At 61.2% G+C, this 17,511-nt stretch carries 9 protein-coding genes and 2 CRISPR repeat arrays; of the genes, 8 read left to right on the forward strand and 1 reads right to left on the reverse strand.

Annotated elements, in window-relative coordinates; all coding sequences use genetic code 11:
* Positions 1-153 precede the first annotated feature (153 nt).
* Positions 154-6,227: direct repeats of the CRISPR family, unit length 29 nt; unit sequence GTCCGCTCCGCGCCTGCGGAGATGAGCCC.
* Positions 6,228-6,670: 443 nt separating this feature from the next.
* From cas3 to cas2e, 8 genes are read left to right on the forward strand one after another with little or no spacing between them, the layout of a single operon-like run.
* Positions 6,671-9,532 (forward strand): CRISPR-associated helicase Cas3', encoded by a 2,862-nt coding sequence (gene cas3, locus RIT73_RS06820; protein ID WP_309131317.1) that lies wholly within the window; start codon positions 6,671-6,673, stop codon positions 9,530-9,532.
* Positions 9,529-11,205, forward strand: a complete 1,677-nt coding sequence (gene casA, locus RIT73_RS06825) for a type I-E CRISPR-associated protein Cse1/CasA (protein WP_309131318.1) — start codon at positions 9,529-9,531, stop codon at positions 11,203-11,205. Before cas3 ends, casA begins: the two co-directional genes overlap by 4 nt.
* Positions 11,202-11,840, forward strand: a complete 639-nt coding sequence (casB, locus tag RIT73_RS06830) for a type I-E CRISPR-associated protein Cse2/CasB (protein WP_309131319.1) — start codon at positions 11,202-11,204, stop codon at positions 11,838-11,840. The genes casA and casB overlap by 4 nt, the downstream gene beginning before the upstream one ends.
* A 24-nt stretch (positions 11,841-11,864) precedes the next feature.
* A complete protein-coding gene (gene cas7e / locus RIT73_RS06835; RefSeq protein WP_309131320.1) occupies positions 11,865-13,004 on the forward strand; it encodes a type I-E CRISPR-associated protein Cas7/Cse4/CasC in 1,140 nt (379 codons plus the stop codon).
* On the forward strand, positions 13,004-13,699 hold the full coding sequence (cas5e, locus tag RIT73_RS06840; RefSeq protein WP_309131447.1) for a type I-E CRISPR-associated protein Cas5/CasD: 696 nt from the start codon (positions 13,004-13,006) through the stop codon (positions 13,697-13,699). The genes cas7e and cas5e overlap by 1 nt, the downstream gene beginning before the upstream one ends.
* Positions 13,696-14,373, forward strand: a complete 678-nt coding sequence (gene cas6e / locus RIT73_RS06845) for a type I-E CRISPR-associated protein Cas6/Cse3/CasE (RefSeq protein ID WP_309131321.1) — start codon at positions 13,696-13,698, stop codon at positions 14,371-14,373. Before cas5e ends, cas6e begins: the two co-directional genes overlap by 4 nt.
* 8 nt (positions 14,374-14,381) lie before the next feature.
* Positions 14,382-15,344, forward strand: a complete 963-nt coding sequence (cas1e, locus tag RIT73_RS06850; protein WP_309131322.1) for a type I-E CRISPR-associated endonuclease Cas1e — start codon at positions 14,382-14,384, stop codon at positions 15,342-15,344.
* Positions 15,341-15,715, forward strand: a complete 375-nt coding sequence (cas2e, locus tag RIT73_RS06855; protein ID WP_309131323.1) for a type I-E CRISPR-associated endoribonuclease Cas2e — start codon at positions 15,341-15,343, stop codon at positions 15,713-15,715. Before cas1e ends, cas2e begins: the two co-directional genes overlap by 4 nt.
* A gap of 58 nt (positions 15,716-15,773) precedes the next feature.
* Positions 15,774-16,718: a CRISPR direct-repeat array (repeat unit 29 nt; unit sequence GTTCTCGCCCTGCGTGCAGGGATGAGCCC).
* 399 nt (positions 16,719-17,117) lie between these two features.
* Here cas2e and RIT73_RS06860 read toward each other — a convergent pair.
* Complete coding sequence (locus tag RIT73_RS06860) at positions 17,118-17,510, reverse strand: type II toxin-antitoxin system VapC family toxin (protein ID WP_309131324.1); 393 nt, start codon at positions 17,508-17,510, stop codon at positions 17,118-17,120.
* Between the last annotated feature and the right edge of the window lies 1 nt (position 17,511).

Below are 17,511 nucleotides of genomic sequence, written 5' to 3' on the forward strand. Positions count from 1 at the left end.
AACGCGTGTCCTGGATTCCTGGCGGCAACACCCCCCGGATCATCAATAACAGGGCAAAATAGCCATACCAGGACCAGCGACCAGACCCCACCATGGGGCCTACCAATGAATATAGGGGCACCCCCCAAATACTGGTCCACGGTTTCGGGTAGTCGTCCGCTCCGCGCCTGCGGAGATGAGCCCGAGGTGGCGACGCTGATGAGTGAGGCCCGCACGTCCGCTCCGCGCCTGCGGAGATGAGCCCCGGACGGCAAGCACACGGACAAGCGGGGTTTCGTCCGCTCCGCGCCTGCGGAGATGAGCCCCTGACGTGAAAATCATCCGCTCGGGCAATGACGTCCGCTCCGCGCCTGCGGAGATGAGCCCCCCTCGCCGGAGACGGCCACCACTTACTGGGCGTCCGCTCCGCGCCTGCGGAGATGAGCCCGGGGTTCACACGTTCTCTCTGTCGGTTGACGGGTCCGCTCCGCGCCTGCGGAGATGAGCCCTGGAAGTCGCCGGCGGAGAGCTTGTCGACCTCGTCCGCTCCGCGCCTGCGGAGATGAGCCCTACCGCGGGTCCGCCTACATGATCTCGGTCGAGTCCGCTCCGCGCCTGCGGAGATGAGCCCATCGGGTGAGGATGCGGGTGTGTGGAAACCCAGTCCGCTCCGCGCCTGCGGAGATGACCCCCAGAAATCAGCCACACCCGCGCATACGGGCAAGTCCGCTCCGCGCCTGCGGAGATGAGCCCGACTCGTGGTTCGTGGGGCAGGTGGGTCGAGCGTCCGCTCCGCGCCTGCGGAGATGAGCCCGAAGTCCTCCGTGTACGGCATCTACGTTGGTTGTCCGCTCCGCGCCTGCGGAGATGAGCCCATTCGGCGTGAACGCCTCACCACCAACGGCGAGTCCGCTCCGCGCCTGCGGAGATGAGCCCAGTGGGCAGCCGACAACGTCGATATGTCGCAGGTCCGCTCCGCGCCTGCGGAGATGAGCCCTCGATCGGCTTCAAACTCTCCGACGAAACGATGTCCGCTCCGCGCCTGCGGAGATGAGCCCCCGACCGGTACTCGGGCAGCTTCTCGGGCGGAGTCCGCTCCGCGCCTGCGGAGATGAGCCCCGAGATGGATCTCGGGATTGATTGGCGATCGCGTCCGCTCCGCGCCTGCGGAGATGAGCCCGAGGTTCGGCGGCAAGTCGGTAGCGAGGTCGGGTCCGCTCCGCGCCTGCGGAGATGAGCCCCACCCGGACACGGGGCACGTGTGCGCCGACCTGGTCCGCTCCGCGCCTGCGGAGGTGAGCCCCGCGTTCACGTTTCTTTCCGCGCTCATCGCCTGTCCGCTCCACGCCTGCGGAGATGAGCCCAAGTGCATCATCGACACGTTCGTCATCCCCGGGTCCGCTCCGCGCCTGCGGAGATGAGCCCATGATTTCGGAGGTGGTCTCCTCTACGTTGTTGGTCCGCTCCGCGCCTGCGGAGATGAGCCCGCGGGGTGCCAGGTCCAGTTGTCCTCGTCGTCGTCCGCTCCGCGCCTGCGGAGATGAGCCTCGAAATCGAAGCGAAAGCAGCGGGGTTCGTCCGTCCGCTCCGCGCCTGCGGAGATGAGCCCGGCATCAGTGCCGCCGTGAACGCAGCCAAGGGGTCCGCTCCGCGCCTGCGGAGATGAGCCCGCTCCGGTGCCCTGGCCGCAACCGTCAGGGCAGTCCGCTCCGCGCCTGCGGAGATGAGCCCCCGGAGATCCCCGAGGATAAGAAGGCTCCGACGTCCGCTCCGCGCCTGCGGAGATGAGCCCGCCGAGGCGCGGTAGTCGGAGAGTTCGACCCGGTCCGCTCCGCGCCTGCGGAGATGAGCCCTGTTGGGCGTTCGCGTAGCTTCTGATCGGGGCGTCCGCTCCGCGCCTGCGGAGATGAGCCCGACGAGCCGCACAGCAGGCCACCAAGCAGGCCGTCCGCTCCGCGCCTGCGGAGATGAGCCCCCGGCCAGCAAATCGACGCGACCGGCATCTATGTCCGCTCCGCGCCTGCGGAGATGAGCCCCACAACAAGCGCTGAGGAGATCAACCATGGCAGTCCGCTCCGCGCCTGCGGAGATGAGCCTTACTCGACGCCAGTGGCACGGTAACATGTGTGGTCCGCTCCGCGCCTGCGGAGATGAGCCCCTCCTTGCCAGTCTCCCGGTCCGTGGTGGAGCGTCCGCTCCGCGCCTGCGGAGATGAGCCCCATGGCTGATATTCCATCGACTCCGGCGGACGGTCCGCTCCGCGCCTGCGGAGATGAGCCCAGCCCGGACCACTACGTCATTCCCGTCCTCGGGTCCGCTCCGCGCCTGCGGAGATGAGCCCGCGCGGTAGGCGGTCGCCTGGGACTTGTACGGGGTCCGCTCCGCGCCTGCGGAGATGAGCCCGCGCGGTAGGCGGTCGCCTGGGACTTGTACGGGGTCCGCTCCGCGCCTGCGGAGATGAGCCCCCCTTGGCGAAGTCGAGGAAGCGTTTCCAGTCGTCCGCTCCGCGCCTGCGGAGATGAGCCCGCGAGTTTCCGTGCCGCTACGACCATTGAGTCGTCCGCTCCGCGCCTGCGGAGATGAGCCCTGCTCTGCGAGTCCCTCCATGAGGATTGTCGGGTCCGCTCCGCGCCTGCGGAGATGAGCCCGCGCGTGTCCTGTCTGCGTGGTGGAGGGTTGGGTCCGCTCCGCGCCTGCGGAGATGAGCCCATATTGGTGATTCGTTCCATGCCGTGCGTGTAGTCCGCTCCGCGCCTGCGGAGATGAGCCCACCATAACGACTCCACTCGACTACCTGGTCAAGTCCGCTCCGCGCCTGCGGAGATGAGCCCCGGAATCGGCTCAGTCCGCCGACGACGAGGGCGTCCGCTCCGCGCCTGCGGAGATGAGCCCTGCTGCGCCTCAAGCCACAAGGCATCCTTGGGGTCCGCTCCGCGCCTGCGGAGATGAGCCCCGCACGGTCTGCCCGTTCGGGGTGACTTTCGAGTCCGCTCCGCGCCTGCGGAGATGAGCCCGAGGAACGATTTCGTCGCGAATGAAAGCGACCGTCCGCTCCGCGCCTGCGGAGATGAGCCCTTCCAAATCCACCTACTCCACCGATACGACGAGTCCGCTCCGCGCCTGCGGAGATGAGCCCACCCCGATCTCCTTCCCATACTCGTAGTGCTTGGTCCGCTCCGCGCCTGCGGAGATGAGCCCTAGCGAAAGGACAGAACGATGACTGAGTACACGTCCGCTCCGCGCCTGCGGAGATGAGCCCTAGCGAAAGGACAGAACGATGACTGAGTACACGTCCGCTCCGCGCCTGCGGAGATGAGCCCCTCCATGACCCGTCCGCAGGTGCGGCTGCAGCGTCCGCTCCGCGCCTGCGGAGATGAGCCCGGCCATGAGCGAAGAAGACTACATGCTCACCCGTCCGCTCCGCGCCTGCGGAGATGAGCCCATGGCTGTGTCTCTCTTTCGGTGTGGTGGGTGGTCCGCTCCGCGCCTGCGGAGATGAGCCCGCCGAGTGCGGTTGGAGCGTTGCCCCAACTCCGTCCGCTCCGCGCCTGCGGAGATGAGCCCCGTTTTGCCACATCACCGAAACGTGCAAACAAGTCCGCTCCGCGCCTGCGGAGATGAGCCCGAGCATGACATGCGACTCGCCCTGCAGGTAGCGTCCGCTCCGCGCCTGCGGAGATGAGCCCCCACGCGGGCCGTTACATGCCGGTCGTACAGAGTCCGCTCCGCGCCTGCGGAGATGAGCCCTCGATGCACGCCTGGTCTCGGGGCGATGCAGCGGTCCGCTCCGCGCCTGCGGAGATGAGCCCCGCACCCACGTCGCCGACAACCCCCGATACGAGTCCGCTCCGCGCCTGCGGAGATGAGCCCTCGACCACAGTGGGTCGTTCGGGGTGATCTTCGTCCGCTCCGCGCCTGCGGAGATGAGCCCGTCACCGCCTACCGCGAGACCGTCGCCAGCGAGTCCGCTCCGCGCCTGCGGAGATGAGCCCAGGGGCCTACGAGGGCGTTCTTCTGGGCGGTGGTCCGCTCCGCGCCTGCGGAGATGAGCCCCAGGTGCCGACCTCGACGGGTGCGCACCGTTCGTCCGCTCCGCGCCTGCGGAGATGAGCCCCACGTTGGCCGGGGGATTGTCGTCGCCGGGGGGGTCCGCTCCGCGCCTGCGGAGATGAGCCCTACGGCAAAGAGACCGTGAGCAAAGGTGACTAGTCCGCTCCGCGCCTGCGGAGATGAGCCCCCAATCGCCTTGTGAGCATCCGGTGCTGAGCAGTCCGCTCCGCGCCTGCGGAGATGAGCCCAGCCGCGATCAAAGCCGCCGACGAACTCACCAGTCCGCTCCGCGCCTGCGGAGATGAGCCCTGAGCTTGCGGATCTCATGGCCGAGGTCTTCGGTCCGCTCCGCGCCTGCGGAGATGAGCCCTTGTCCGGCGAGAGCGCGAGCTCCTGCAGGTCGTCCGCTCCGCGCCTGCGGAGATGAGCCCCCTCGGCTGCGCGTCGGTGTGCAGACGAAGGCGTCCGCTCCGCGCCTGCGGAGATGAGCCCTTGCTGTATTTGATTCCCATCCCGGCTCTGTAGTCCGCTCCGCGCCTGCGGAGATGAGCCCAGACGGATCGAACGCGATCTGGATGGACCCCGGTCCGCTCCGCGCATGCGGAGATGAGCCCTCTGGCTCCTCGGGCGGCTCTCCTGGGCACACGTCCGCTCCGCGCCTGCGGAGATGAGCCCGTGGACCGCTCCCCGTCGATCGTCGCCGTCAGGTCCGCTCCGCCCCTGCGGAGATGAGCCCGCCATTCTGGACGAGTCGGTGACGGCCCCGAAGTCCGCTCCGCGCCTGCGGAGATGAGCCCAGTCCCTGCCAGGGAGTCGAGCTCGATGGACTGGTCCGCTCCGCGCCTGCGGAGATGAGCCCCGAGCGGGGCGGTCGCCATACTGGGGGTCGCAGTCCGCTCCGCGCCTGCGGAGATGAGCCCGACCCGATCAAGACGAGACCACTTCATCCAGTGTCCGCTCCGCGCTTGCGGAGATGAGCCCCCAAATCAGCAGCCGCCCGGCTGCTCCTGGTGGTCCGCTCCGCGCCTGCGTAGATGAGCCCTCCCCATCTCCGAAACCGTCCTCGAAGCCACCGTCCGCTCCGCGCCTGCGGAGATGAGCCCTCCACACCAACGCCGCCGGTATCCCCGACAAAGTCCGCTCCGCGCCTGCGGTGATGAGCCCCTCGGAGCAGGTGCGGCAGAGTCTCGGAGCAGGTCCGCTCCGCGCCTGCGGAGATGAGCCCGTGCGATTACGGGTGCGTACTGTCCGAAGTCGGTCCGCTCCGCGCCTGCGGAGATGAGCCCGAGTACAGGTGCACCAAGTCCCGGTCACCGTCGTCCGCTCCGCGCCTGCGGAGATGAGCCCACCGCGTTGTGCCCACCGAATGGTGGAACGCGGTCCGCTCCGCGCCTGCGGAGATGAGCCCGCCTCACCGTCGTGTCCGTACCGGGAAACCATGTCCGCTCCGCGCCTGCGGAGATGAGCCCGCCGACGAGAGCAGCCCGGTCAGCAGCCCGGCGTCCGCTCCGCGCCTGCGGAGATGACCCCCCGAAGCCGACCCTGCCGCGTACTCCGTGTACGTCCGCTCCGCGCCTGCGGAGATGAGCCCTCCACGGCGGGTTCTGCGACGGCCACTGCTGCGTCCGCACCGCGCCTGCGGAGATGAGCCCGCAGGCGAGCACGTTCGCCGCACACAACACCGGTCCGCTCCGCGCCTGCGGAGATGAGCCCCCATCGAAGCGTGCGCCCTCCGGCACTCCCAGTCCGCTCCGCGCCTGCGGAGGTGAGCCCGACACCATCCAGGCCGTCCACTGCATCCACAGGTCCGCTCCGCGCCTGCGGAGATGAGCCCTTGCCTGCACTGCCCCAAGTCAGGTACCAGTCGTCCGCTCCGCGCCTGCGGAGATGAGCCCCCGTCGCCGACCCGAATGCCGCCATGAAACTCGTCCGCTCCGCGCGCGGAGATGAGCCCCAGGCCCGGGTAGTAGCGGAGGTAGACCTGTGATCCGCTCCGCGCCCGCGGAGATGAGCCCGGGCCGACGATCATGCCGGGCTGTCCGTCTTGGTCCGCTCCGCGCGTGCGGAGATGAGCCCTCGACGGGCATGAGGGCCTGCGGGTTCGGGGTGTCCGCTCCGCACGTGCGGAGATGAGCTCATCGGCGGCGACGTGAACGCCGAGAACAAGTCGTCCGCTCGGCGCCCGCGGAGATGAGCCCAGTGGAAGGCAGTCAGGACGGCCTCCACAAAAGTCCGCCCCGCGAGCACAGAGGTTTATTTCGCTGGTCCCGCTCGCTTGATAGAATCGTCCGTGCCCTAAATTCTCCGCGTGCGGAGATGACCCTATTGCCCTCGAAGAGTCTCCGGCAAGGATCTCTGGCCCCGCTTCTGCGGGGATTGGAGCAAGTTGAAATTGCGCTGATCGTCATACTGCATTGGCTTCCGCTCCAGCCAAGCATCAGCAACAAACTAGGAAAGCAGAACGATTCAGATCAGCAACGGTGGATCTCAAAACTTATCCAACATTGCTCTAGACGAGTCTCCGAACATCCTGCTACAGTTGTCATCAGTTGCCGGGGCCACCTCACAACCCGCGTTCCAGGCGAAGCCCGGCAACTACCCAAACCTTAGACGTCAGCGCTGACATAGGAGGCAGAAGACGATGGAGCTCGACACTGTGCGTGCCCTGTGGGCCAAGTACCTGTCCGAAGAGGACCAGTCGCTATCACTCGTCCAGCACATGGAAGACAGCGCCGATGTCGCACGCAAACTATGGCGGACATACGTTGCCAAGAGCACCGCTGACTGGATCGAGTCCGAACTCCAACTCAGCCCAATCAGTACAGAGAACCTCGTTGCATGGATCATCGGTTGTCATGACGTAGGCAAGGCCACTTGGCAATTCCAGTCTCAGGTCGACCACACACCTCAAGGCCGCAGCAAAGTCGAAAAAGTCAGACGTGCCGGATTCGGATTTCCGCAGATGAAATCCAAAGACGACAAGGTTCCGCATTCCCACTTCAGCCAACTGATCGTCGAGGGCTACTTGTGTGCGAGATTCGGCATGGAGATCGACGAGGCCGAGACGTTCGCATCCGTGGCTGGCTCACACCATGGTCTCCCTCCGTTCTCAAACAAACTCAGTCACGCCTCGAGAAATATGGACGAGAGCCGCCTTAATGCCACTCATTCATGGAAAGACGCTCAGACCACGCTCCTCGACCACATGACCACCTATACGAACGCCGAATCGGCATTAGAACGTCTCTCCACGATCAGACTCTCAGCTCCGGTACAGTTCATGCTGACCGGACTTGTTCTCATGGCCGACTGGATCGCATCCAGCGCGGAACTGTTCCCGCTGGACCAGGTCCTACCTGACCGAATCGACACCGCGTGGGAGAGGTTGAACCTTCCCCAGAAATGGCACCCCGACAACGGCAGCACCACCTCGGCGAGCAACTTCTACCGTCATCGTTTCTCCTGGCCACCCGAGCGAACTCCATTCGATGTCCAGGACTCGGCCTTCCACGAGGCACGACGAACAGATCCTCCGATGCTGATGTGTGTCGAGGCAACCATGGGCCAAGGCAAGACCGAGCTGGCATTGGCAGTGGCAGAAATTCTCGCCCATCGCTGGAACAAGAACGGCATTTTCTTCGCGGCCCCCACCATGGCCACGACCGACGGATTATTCCAGCGTGTATTGGCCTGGGCTGCGATTGTCACCCATCCCGATACGATCGCTTCGATGTATCTCGGACACTCCAAGAACAACCTCAATCAGTGGTTCCGCCAGCTTCCCAAAGTGACCTACGCTCCGATCGGCGACGACTACGGCAATCGCACGGGGGCCCACTCCGAGACGCAGGGCGATGTCATTGCCCACCAGTGGTTCTCGGGCCGGAAGAAGGGGATCCTCTCCAATTTCGTGGTGGGCACTATTGACCAGGTGCTCTTCTCAGCGCTTCAGTCCAAACACGTCATGCTTCGTCACTTGGGCCTGGCTCAGAAGGTCGTCATCATTGACGAAGCGCATGCGTATGACGCCTATATGAATTCCTATCTGGAAGCTGCACTGGAGTGGCTGGGTGCGTACCGAGTCCCGATTGTGCTTCTCTCGGCCACCCTCCCTCCAGCCATACGTGACTCCCTCATCTCTGCATATCAACGAGGATTGCACCCGCGCAGTGATGCAGTTTTGCTGCCCGAGGCTGACCCATTGGAGTATCCACGATTGACCACAGTCGATCGCGCCGGCCAACGACGAACGATAGAAGTCCCACAACCCACTGCAACGACAACTGTTCAAGTCAGTGTCATCGACGACTCCACGGCCTCGCTCCTCGACGCACTCTCACCTTTCAAAGATGAAGGCGGTTGCGTGCTTGTCCTCTGCACCACCGTTGCTCGAGCGCAGGAGACATTCCTTACCCTTCGGGAAAATTTCGGAAAGTGCGCGGAGCTCCTCCATGCTGGTTTCACCGCGAACTCTCGGGTCGACAAGGAGACGCGGTTGCGCAAAGAGCTCGGTGCCGACGCACACCGAGGTGAAGACCGCCCGTTCCGTAGACTGCTTGTCTCAACGCAGGTGGTGGAACAATCACTGGATCTCGACTTCGATCTCATCGTGACCGACTTCGCTCCCATGGACCTCCTTTTACAGCGGACCGGTCGCCTTCACCGCCACCAGCGCCCTGAAATCGATCGCCCGAGGTGGACGCGTCAACCACGAATCCTGGTGCGCGGAATTTCATCGCATTCCGTCCTCACTCAGCCTCCCACGTTTCACTGGTCACTGACTCTCATCTATTCCGAATACATCCTGCTGAAAAGCTGGTGGCAGCTCGGCGATATCCTGTCCGGAACGCCGCTGAGAATTCCTCAAGACATTCCTCGACTGGTCTCACTCGCGTATGGGGATGGCACCATGTTCCCGAATCATACGGACATCGTCGAGGAGGCGCTCAACACACATAACACAGCTGTAGAAACCAGCCGAAAACGCTCACGCACGTTCCAACTGCAGCTCACCTCCAACGGCTATCCAGCAACCACGATCGCGGAGGCTTTCCCAACTCAGGGAGCCGACAACGAACTTGATGGTCCCTCCGGCGAGATTCGGGGCGAGGCTATCGTGCGTGGTTCCGATCCGACGATCGAAGTCATCGTAGTCCAGAGGTACGGGTCGGGGTATCGAGTGCTTCCATGGCTTGCCGATGACGAGGATCCGCCGACACTGTTCCCCGACAGAGAACCAGATACAAGCTCTTCGTATCTGCTGGCCACGTGTACTGTGCGTCTTCCTTACAAGTTCGGAAAAGACTATCTATTCAATGAGGTGACCGACCAACTCGAATCGCAAACCTACGCCGGGTGGAGAAAGTCCTACCTGCTCGGTGGCATGTTGGCACTCGAACTCGATGATGACTTCTCATGTGTTGTTGCGGGCAAGACCCTGCGCTATGACGAACTTCTGGGACTGCACGAAATCAAGAACGAATCGATCGAGGACCAATCGTGAATAGACAATCAGGCGAAAGAAACACTTTCAACTTAGTCGACGAACCATGGATCATCTGCCTGCGGCGTGACGGGGTCATTGAAGAACTGTCGATCTCTGATGTATTTGCCAGGGCGAAAGAGATCCGAGAGCTTCTTGGAGAACAGCCGACGGAGAGCTACGCCATCCTCCGAATCCTCCTCACGATCTTCTGGCGGTCATGGCTCACCGGTAGTTCGAAACACAGCGATCCGAGATCATGGTGGAAAGAACTCTGGAACTCTAACGGTGATGGATCAGCCATTCCAGCAATCACCGATTACCTGGATGAGTGGAAGCACCGATTCGACCTACTCGATCCCGAACAACCATTCATGCAGGTCCCTGACCTTCACACGGAGAAGGGAGAGTTCAAGTCGCCACGACAGATCATGAGCGATTGCGAGTCGGAGTTCCTGAGCATGAGCGTCGGCGCATGCACGGAGAACTTGGAGCTTGCTGAAGCGGCTCGTCGTCTCGTCGCAACACAGGCCTGGGACTACAGCGGAATCAAGTCCGGAGCGGTGGGTGATAAACGAGTGAAGGGAGGCAAAGGGTATCCCATCGGCACCGGCTGGGCAGGAGAAACCGGAGGGGTCGTTCTTCATGGCTCCAACTTGTACGAGACGATTCTGCTCAATACCCCCGCACAATGGCTCAGCCGAAACTCCGGAGATGAGGACCTTCCTGCATGGGAGCGTGACTCTCAAAACGCAGCCGCTCGTTTGTCAATGATGCCCGATGGCCCTTGTGACCAACTCACATGGCAGTCGCGACGCATTCGTCTGATCGAGGATTCTGCACATATCGTCGCGGTGCTCGTCTGCAATGGCGACAAGATCGAAACCAAGAACCAGCACGCCGACCCAATGACCGGCTACCGATTCTCGAAGAACCAGTCGAACAAGTCGCAGAAAGTGCACATGCCTCAGCGCCACCCATTGGAACGCACGATGTGGAAAGGAATACAACCGCTCATCATCAGGGAGTCTGTATCGAACGGATTTCCTCCTGGTGAAGAGCCTCGGGCACCAGAGACGGTCGAACATCTGCACGACATGACTCGAAAAAATCGCATCGATCGCTCTTTCGTCGTGGGATTGGAGATGATTGGAGTCGAGTACGGAACGCAGAATTCCTCGGTTTCCGCCATAATCCATGAGCGCCTCGACTTGGCCACAGCGATCTTGGCATCAGGCGAACAGCCCTGGGCCAATATCGTGCTCAATGCGGTTCAGCGCACCATGGAGGCGGCAGTTTCTCTGGGTAGATTCCACGGAATGGTAATGCAGGCAGCCGGTGAAACCTACACATTCCAACCACAGCCGGTCGAAAGTGTACTGGCTGACCTCACCGTGCCATTCAAGGATTGGCTGGGAATGTGGCACCCCGACATCGACCCGGAAAAGTGGCAGGACGCCTGGTACCGGAGAGCTCGACGGCTGATCCTGACCGTTGCAAACGAATTCATCGCCGGTATTGGACCAAGGGCCACAATCGGACGCTTCATCGCATCAAGTGATGGCCGTGAAACGCTCATCACCTCGGGCACTGCATTCGGTGCTCTGAACAAGAAGCTGAATGATCTGTTTCCGCTGAACAGCCACTTGCCATCTACTCCGCAGAAACCTGAAATGGAAGGAGCTCTACTGTGACAGACTCCAACACAGTCGAGAAGCCGGCTCTCCGGCAAGTTGTCGGCAAAGCAATCGCAAGTCTGCAGATGGACTTGCTCGAATCGCCGCCGGCGAAATCTGCAGCAGCGCGAGCCACCCTCGCAAAGCTGAGACGCGCGGCAGGCGAAGCGGCGGAATCGAATCCTTTGGCATGGGCAGCCGCGTTCGACATCCTCGGCGAATCATTCGTGCAACGATACGAAAATTCTCCCAGCCATACGATGCCCGACGAATTCGCAGCGTTCACCGCCTTGACTCTCTATGCCGTGCATCAGCAGTCACAGTCGAAACCTATGCACTTCGTCAGCAATAACACGAGTCCTCTCCGCAGCTTCGGTCATGCGGCGGGTGAGTTGGCCCGAACTCGGGACAGCAACTCGATCAAGAAGAGATTCGATGCGATCGTCACTACTCGCAATGCATCCACGCGACTGCATCATCTCAGAGGCCTCACTGAAATTCTCAGCACCGACGGCATCGGACTCAATTATGGGAACCACGCTGAAGACATCCGCTCGTCCCTCTTCCCGGAGTGGGATCAGACCGTCCTACGCTGGATCCGTGATTTCGCGCGCTCCTACAACTCACCCAAGACCGACCAAGTGTCCAAGTAGTTCCCCTTCTCGAAAGGAAACGCCATGTCCCTCTACATCGATATCCACGCCCTGCAAACACTTCCTCCCAGCAATATCAACCGCGACGAGTCAGGAGCCCCGAAGTCGGCCGTCTTCGGTGGGGTGAATCGTCAACGAGTTTCGTCGCAGGCGTGGAAGCGAGCAATCCGCAACGAGTTCAAGGACGAACTCGACAAGCTTCAGGTCGGCACTCGAACCAAACGCATCGTCGACATCACCATCGCTCGGATCGAGGAGATCGACAAGAGTTGGCTCGAGGCGACTGGCAAAGAGGCTGTGGTCAAGACCATCACTGAAGCGTTCAAAAGTGCTGGCATCAAGAAGATCGAGCCGCCGAAAGCCAAAGAGGGTTCGGAAGAGGAGCCCGAGCTTCCTCGTACCGACTATCTGATCTTTCTGAGCAACCATCAGATCGATAAGCTGGCACACTGGATCGTCGAGAATAATGGCGCAAAGATCTCGAAAAGGGACGCGCAGGGCATCTTGGACAGCGATCACAGCATCGATATTGCCATGTTCGGCCGCATGATCGCCGATCTCCCGGACTACAATGTCGACGCCTCGGTCCAAGTCGCCCATGCCATTAGCGTGCATGGTGCTGAGCCCGAGTTCGACTACTTCACCGCGGTCGATGATGAGGTGGAAAAGAAGGAAGAGACCGGCGCGGGCATGATCGGCACCGTCCAGATCATGTCGTCGACCCTCTACCGATACGCAACGATCAACATCGAACAACTCAAGGACAACCTCGGCGAAACCATGGCGACCTCGGCGGCCGTTGCGGCGTTCCTGAGGTCGTTCGTGACATCGATGCCTACAGGCAAGATCAACTCCTTTGCCAATCACACATTGCCCGAAGCGCTGGTGGTGTCTGTTCGTGACGACCGGCCGATTTCCTTCGTCAACGCCTTCGAGGTCCCTGTCTCCGACAAGGGCGAAGGAGGACGTCGTGTTCAGGCCGCGAACCGGCTTGCGGCCGAAGCCAAGGCCATCGAAGAGGCCTACAGTTCTCCAGCAAAGAAGACGTTCGTCCTCGGTATCGGCGAAGTGAACAAGGAACTCGAGAAGATCGGTGAGCCTGCCACCCTTGATGCGATCGTGAACGGTGTCACCGAACTGGTCGAATCCGAAAGCAGCAAATGATGTCCACGCTTCTACTCAAGTTCTCCGGCCCCTGGCAGGCCTGGGGGAATGACAGTCGGTACACGGTCAGGTCCACGGAGCTGGAACCGACGAAGTCTGGAGTTCTCGGATTGCTCGCCGCTGCTCAAGGGAGAATGCGAACCGACGAAGTCTCCGATCTTGCTGCTCTCCGATTCGGGGTCCGTGTCGATCAACCGGGTACGGTCGAAATGGACTTTCAGACTGCAAGGGACTCGAAATCAGGCAAGTCCTGGCCTCTGACGAAACGCTACTACTTGGCAGACGCTATATTCCTCGTCGGCATCGAGGGACCGGATGAACTTCTGTCCGGCCTCGAAGAAGCGATCAGACGCCCTCGCTTTCCACTCTACCTCGGTCGACGGAGTTGCCCAATCAATCACGATGTGGTCATCGGCATGGTCGAGCTGCCGCTGTTGCCCGCGCTCCGTGAACAAGAATGGCTGGCCAGTGAACGGCACCGCAGAAGTCGGCCCAATCCTGCAAATCTCAGGATCGTCAGAGATTCCGAGGCAGGCGAACAAGGTCAAACGGCCCGAGATGTTCCTGTGAGCTTCTCACAGGAGCGCAGATTGTATACCTGGCGAACAGTTGTCAGTGAAGACGTCGTCACAGTCGACAACCCTGATGGCAGTAGCACGTTCGACGATTTTTTCGAAGTGGTGAGAACCGGATGACATTCTTCTCGAGAATATTCCTCAACCCTCAGACGCGAGGAGGACGAAAGTTCCTGACCAACCCACATGCAATGCACTCGGCAGTGATGGCTTCATTCCCGCCGGACGCCAATCTCCAGCACGATGGTGGGAGAGTCTTATGGAGGATTGATTCCGATCACCCCAGACACGTCCTCTATGTGTCCAGCCCAGAACTTCCCGATTTCACCGGCATTCGGGAACAAGGCGCCTGGGCGACGAGCACTTGGGACTCGACTGACTACAGGCCATTCCTCAACCGCCTCTCACGTGGCCAGAAATGGGAGTTCAGATTCACAGGAAACCCCACCAAAAGCATTCCAAACGGTGACGGTAGAGGCGTGGTCCGTCCTCACCTCACGGTCGAGCACCAGAGCGAATGGTTTCTGAAGAAATCCGAATCCAGCGGCTTCGCAGTGCTTGAGACCGAAGGAATCAAGGATTTCGCAGTCATTGGACGTCAGGACAGCAGATTCAGACGGAACCCAGGAAAAGACGGCGGATCACGAGTCACGATCAAACGTGTCGACTTCAAGGGATCACTTGAGGTCACCGACGCCGAGGCGCTGCGATGTGCCATGGTTCAAGGAATAGGCCGAGGTAAGGGGTACGGCTGCGGTCTGCTGACATTGAAACCGATTGCTGATCGTCGATGAGTTCTCGTATGGGCGCACCACCCCCGGAACCGACAAGCTTGGGTCGTTTCAGAGACCGGTCTTCATTCCTCTACGTTGAGCGTGCAACCCTGCATCGCGATGCGAATGCGTTAACAGTGACAGATCAAGAAGGGACTGTGCATGTTCCCGGCGCAATGCTCACCACGCTGCTCCTGGGGCCGGGAACTCGGGTGACGCATTCAGCGATGTCGCTGCTGGGCGACTGTGGTGTGACGGTCGTATGGGTAGGCGAGCAGGGAGTACGGTACTACGCACATGGTCGCTCGATGGCTCGGAATTCTCACCTTCTAGCAGCTCAAGCACGATTGGTCACGAACAAGAGAACGCGCCTGGATGTGGCTCGTAAGATGTTCCTCCATCGTTTTCCTGGTGAGGATGTCTCGTCATTGACGATGTCCCAGCTTCGTGGTCGCGAAGGCGCCCGGGTCAAACAGATTTATCGCGAACAGTCTGCCCGAACCGGAGTGTCGTGGACTCGTAGGGACTACCGTCCAGGGCAGATCGCAAGCGATGATTTCATCAATCAGGCGCTGACTGCAGCGAACTCGATCATGTATGGCATTGTACACGCGGCCATCGTGTCAATTGGGTGTTCTCCCGGACTCGGCTTCGTTCACACAGGAACCGACCGAGCATTTGTCTACGATATTGCCGATCTGTACAAGGCCGAGAGCGTTATCCCCACCGCATTCGAAGTTGTGGCGGGCGGAAGTATAGATCCGATCGCCGATGTCCGATATGCGCTTCGAGACTCGATCGTGAAGACCAGAATCTTGGATCGCATCGTTACAGACATCGTCGAGCTGTTCGGTATCGCTGACGAAGCTGCGGACGAAGTAGGTAGTGGAACTTCCGACTTCGATGATTGGCTGTCCGAAGACGTGATCTCCCTCTGGTCGCCGCGAGGAAATTCTCAATCTGGTGTCAACTATGGCCAAGGGTCAAAATGATCACGCTCGTACTTTCGGCTTGCCCTGTAGGCCTTCGCGGCGACCTGACGAAATGGCTGCTTGAGATCAGTCCCGGCGTTTTCGTCGGGCAGGTCTCTGCGCGCCTCCGAGATAATCTGTGGGATCGGGTGCTCGATCAGTGCAAAGAGGGTCGCGCAATCATGGTCTTTCCCTCAGGACGCGAACAGCGATTCGAGTTCAAAGTACATCGGCACGACTGGGAACCTGTGGACTTTGACGGGCTGACGTTGATCAAGAGGACCGCAGCAACGAATTACAGTCCACGGAAGACAGGCTGGAGCAACGCGTCAAATGGTCGGCGAGCGCGTACTCCTTCATGGACGAAAGCACGTGATGCCGAGGAGACGTAACTCGCCCAAATCGTATGAAATGTGTCTGTAGGGACGACAAGATCCCTCGTCAGCAAGGGTTCTCGCCCTGCGTGCAGGGATGAGCCCCCGGTAGCACCCTGCATCAACAGGAACTCAGAGTTCTCGCCCTGCGTGCAGGGATGAGCCCGCACTCGCAGACGCCGAACACTACGAAATCCAGTTCTCGCCCTGCGTGCAGGGATGAGCCCGAAATGAGACGGTCGCCGTGTAGCGGGGTTGGGTTCTCGCCCTGCGTGCAGGGATGAGCCCCCCGCCATGCACCCGAGTCGACGCATTCGGTCGTTCTCGCCCTGCGTGCAGGGATGAGCCCTCCGATCGCCGCTGGATGCGCCGAGCCTACGCGTTCTCGCCCTGCGTGCAGGGATGAGCCCGTGAAGCTCACCGGCTGGTAGTACCTGCCGGGGTTCTCGCCCTGCGTGCAGGGATGAGCCCGAGGAAGAGGTGGCCATCCGGCATGAGGATGAGTTCTCGCCCTGCGTGCAGGGATGAGCCCTCAACGCCCGGAATCGCCCGCTCTCGCCGCAGGTTCTCGCCCTGCGTGCAGGGATGAGCCCACACTCTCGAAACGACGAAACCGCCCCCACCTGTTCTCGCCCTGCGTGCAGGGATGAGCCGCCCTGTCCGGTGACCTCGATGTCACTGAGGTTGTTCTCGCCCTGCGTGGAGGGATGAGCCCAGGGCGACGTTGCCGGTCTTGATGCCCAGCTGGTTCTCGCCCTGCGTGCAGGGATGAGCCCTTCTGGATCTGCTCGGTCGCGACGTCGACCTTGTTCTCGCCCTGCGTGGAGGGATGAGCCCTGGTGCAGGTCAGCCCCGATGAGTCGCCACTGGTTCTCGCCCTGCGTGCAGGGATGAGCCCACTCCCTCGGACTTCGCCCAGTGGATGAGTTCGGTTCTCGCCCTGCGTGCAGGGATGAGCCCGGTGTCCTCGTCGAGCCCGCCCGGAAGCTCAAGTTCTCGCCCTGCGTGCAGGAATGAGCCCCAAGACTCCATTCGCATTTGGGGCGACGAGGTGAATCGCTCAGGGGATAATAGAAGCAGGGAGATTGGAGGAAGGAGATTCTCTCTTGCCAGTGAAATACACCGACGAACTCAAGACTCGGGCCGTCGAGTTCGTCATCCATCCCCAGGCCTATCCGACCGCCGCCAGCGGGGCGATCACCCGGTTCGCAAAGGAACTCGCATTGAGCAGAGAAACCCTGCGGGTCTGGGTGAGCACCCAAATGAACTCGGGCAAATCGATACAGGCGGAATCGGTGGATTTGGAAACCGAGAGCCGCACGCAGTTGAGTGCCGTCAACTTTCTGAAGTACTCCGCGTACCGACCTGCTTTCTCATACGGTGCGGCCAGTTCACGCGAAATACCTCTGGAAACCACCCGTCACAATTCGATGGGATCCACGATCTTCAGGCCAAGATGCTGCGCGACGGACTTCATCACCGAATCGTGACTGGCCACCGTCACTTCGTCCCCGAGCAGCAGGGCCGTAGCAAGATGAATCGCATCAAGAGTCTTTATGTGACGTTCGATGGACTCGGCAATTGAATGAGTTTCGCGAGTGATATCGATCAGCCCGACCCGATCAAGCAGCGGCGTTCCATCGGACAACGGCCTGGAATCCCTCCGCAAAACGCGGATCACCTCGGTGCGCAATAACCGAGACGATACGTGAACGGCACCGGGGGTCTGCATCCACATCTTCAACTGCTCACGCTCGGGAACATCAAGGATCGTGCGCAGAGCCAGAGAGGAATCCAGATAGAAGACGCTCATG

The organism is Brevibacterium sp., from assembly GCF_031179145.1.
GTDB lineage: Bacteria > Actinomycetota > Actinomycetes > Actinomycetales > Brevibacteriaceae > Brevibacterium.

Bases quoted from the DNA above. Each gene is read 5' to 3' on its own strand.
- cas3 (WP_309131317.1), top strand. From the start codon at position 6,671: ATGGAGCTCGACACTGTGCGTGCCCTGTGGGCCAAGTACCTGTCCGAA.
- cas7e (WP_309131320.1), top strand. From the start codon at position 11,865: ATGTCCCTCTACATCGATATCCACGCCCTGCAAACACTTCCTCCCAGC.
- cas5e (WP_309131447.1), top strand. From the start codon at position 13,004: ATGTCCACGCTTCTACTCAAGTTCTCCGGCCCCTGGCAGGCCTGGGGG.
- cas6e (WP_309131321.1), top strand. From the start codon at position 13,696: ATGACATTCTTCTCGAGAATATTCCTCAACCCTCAGACGCGAGGAGGA.
- cas1e (WP_309131322.1), top strand. From the start codon at position 14,382: ATGGGCGCACCACCCCCGGAACCGACAAGCTTGGGTCGTTTCAGAGAC.
- cas2e (WP_309131323.1), top strand. From the start codon at position 15,341: ATGATCACGCTCGTACTTTCGGCTTGCCCTGTAGGCCTTCGCGGCGAC.
- RIT73_RS06860 (WP_309131324.1), bottom strand. From the start codon at position 17,510: ATGAGCGTCTTCTATCTGGATTCCTCTCTGGCTCTGCGCACGATCCTT.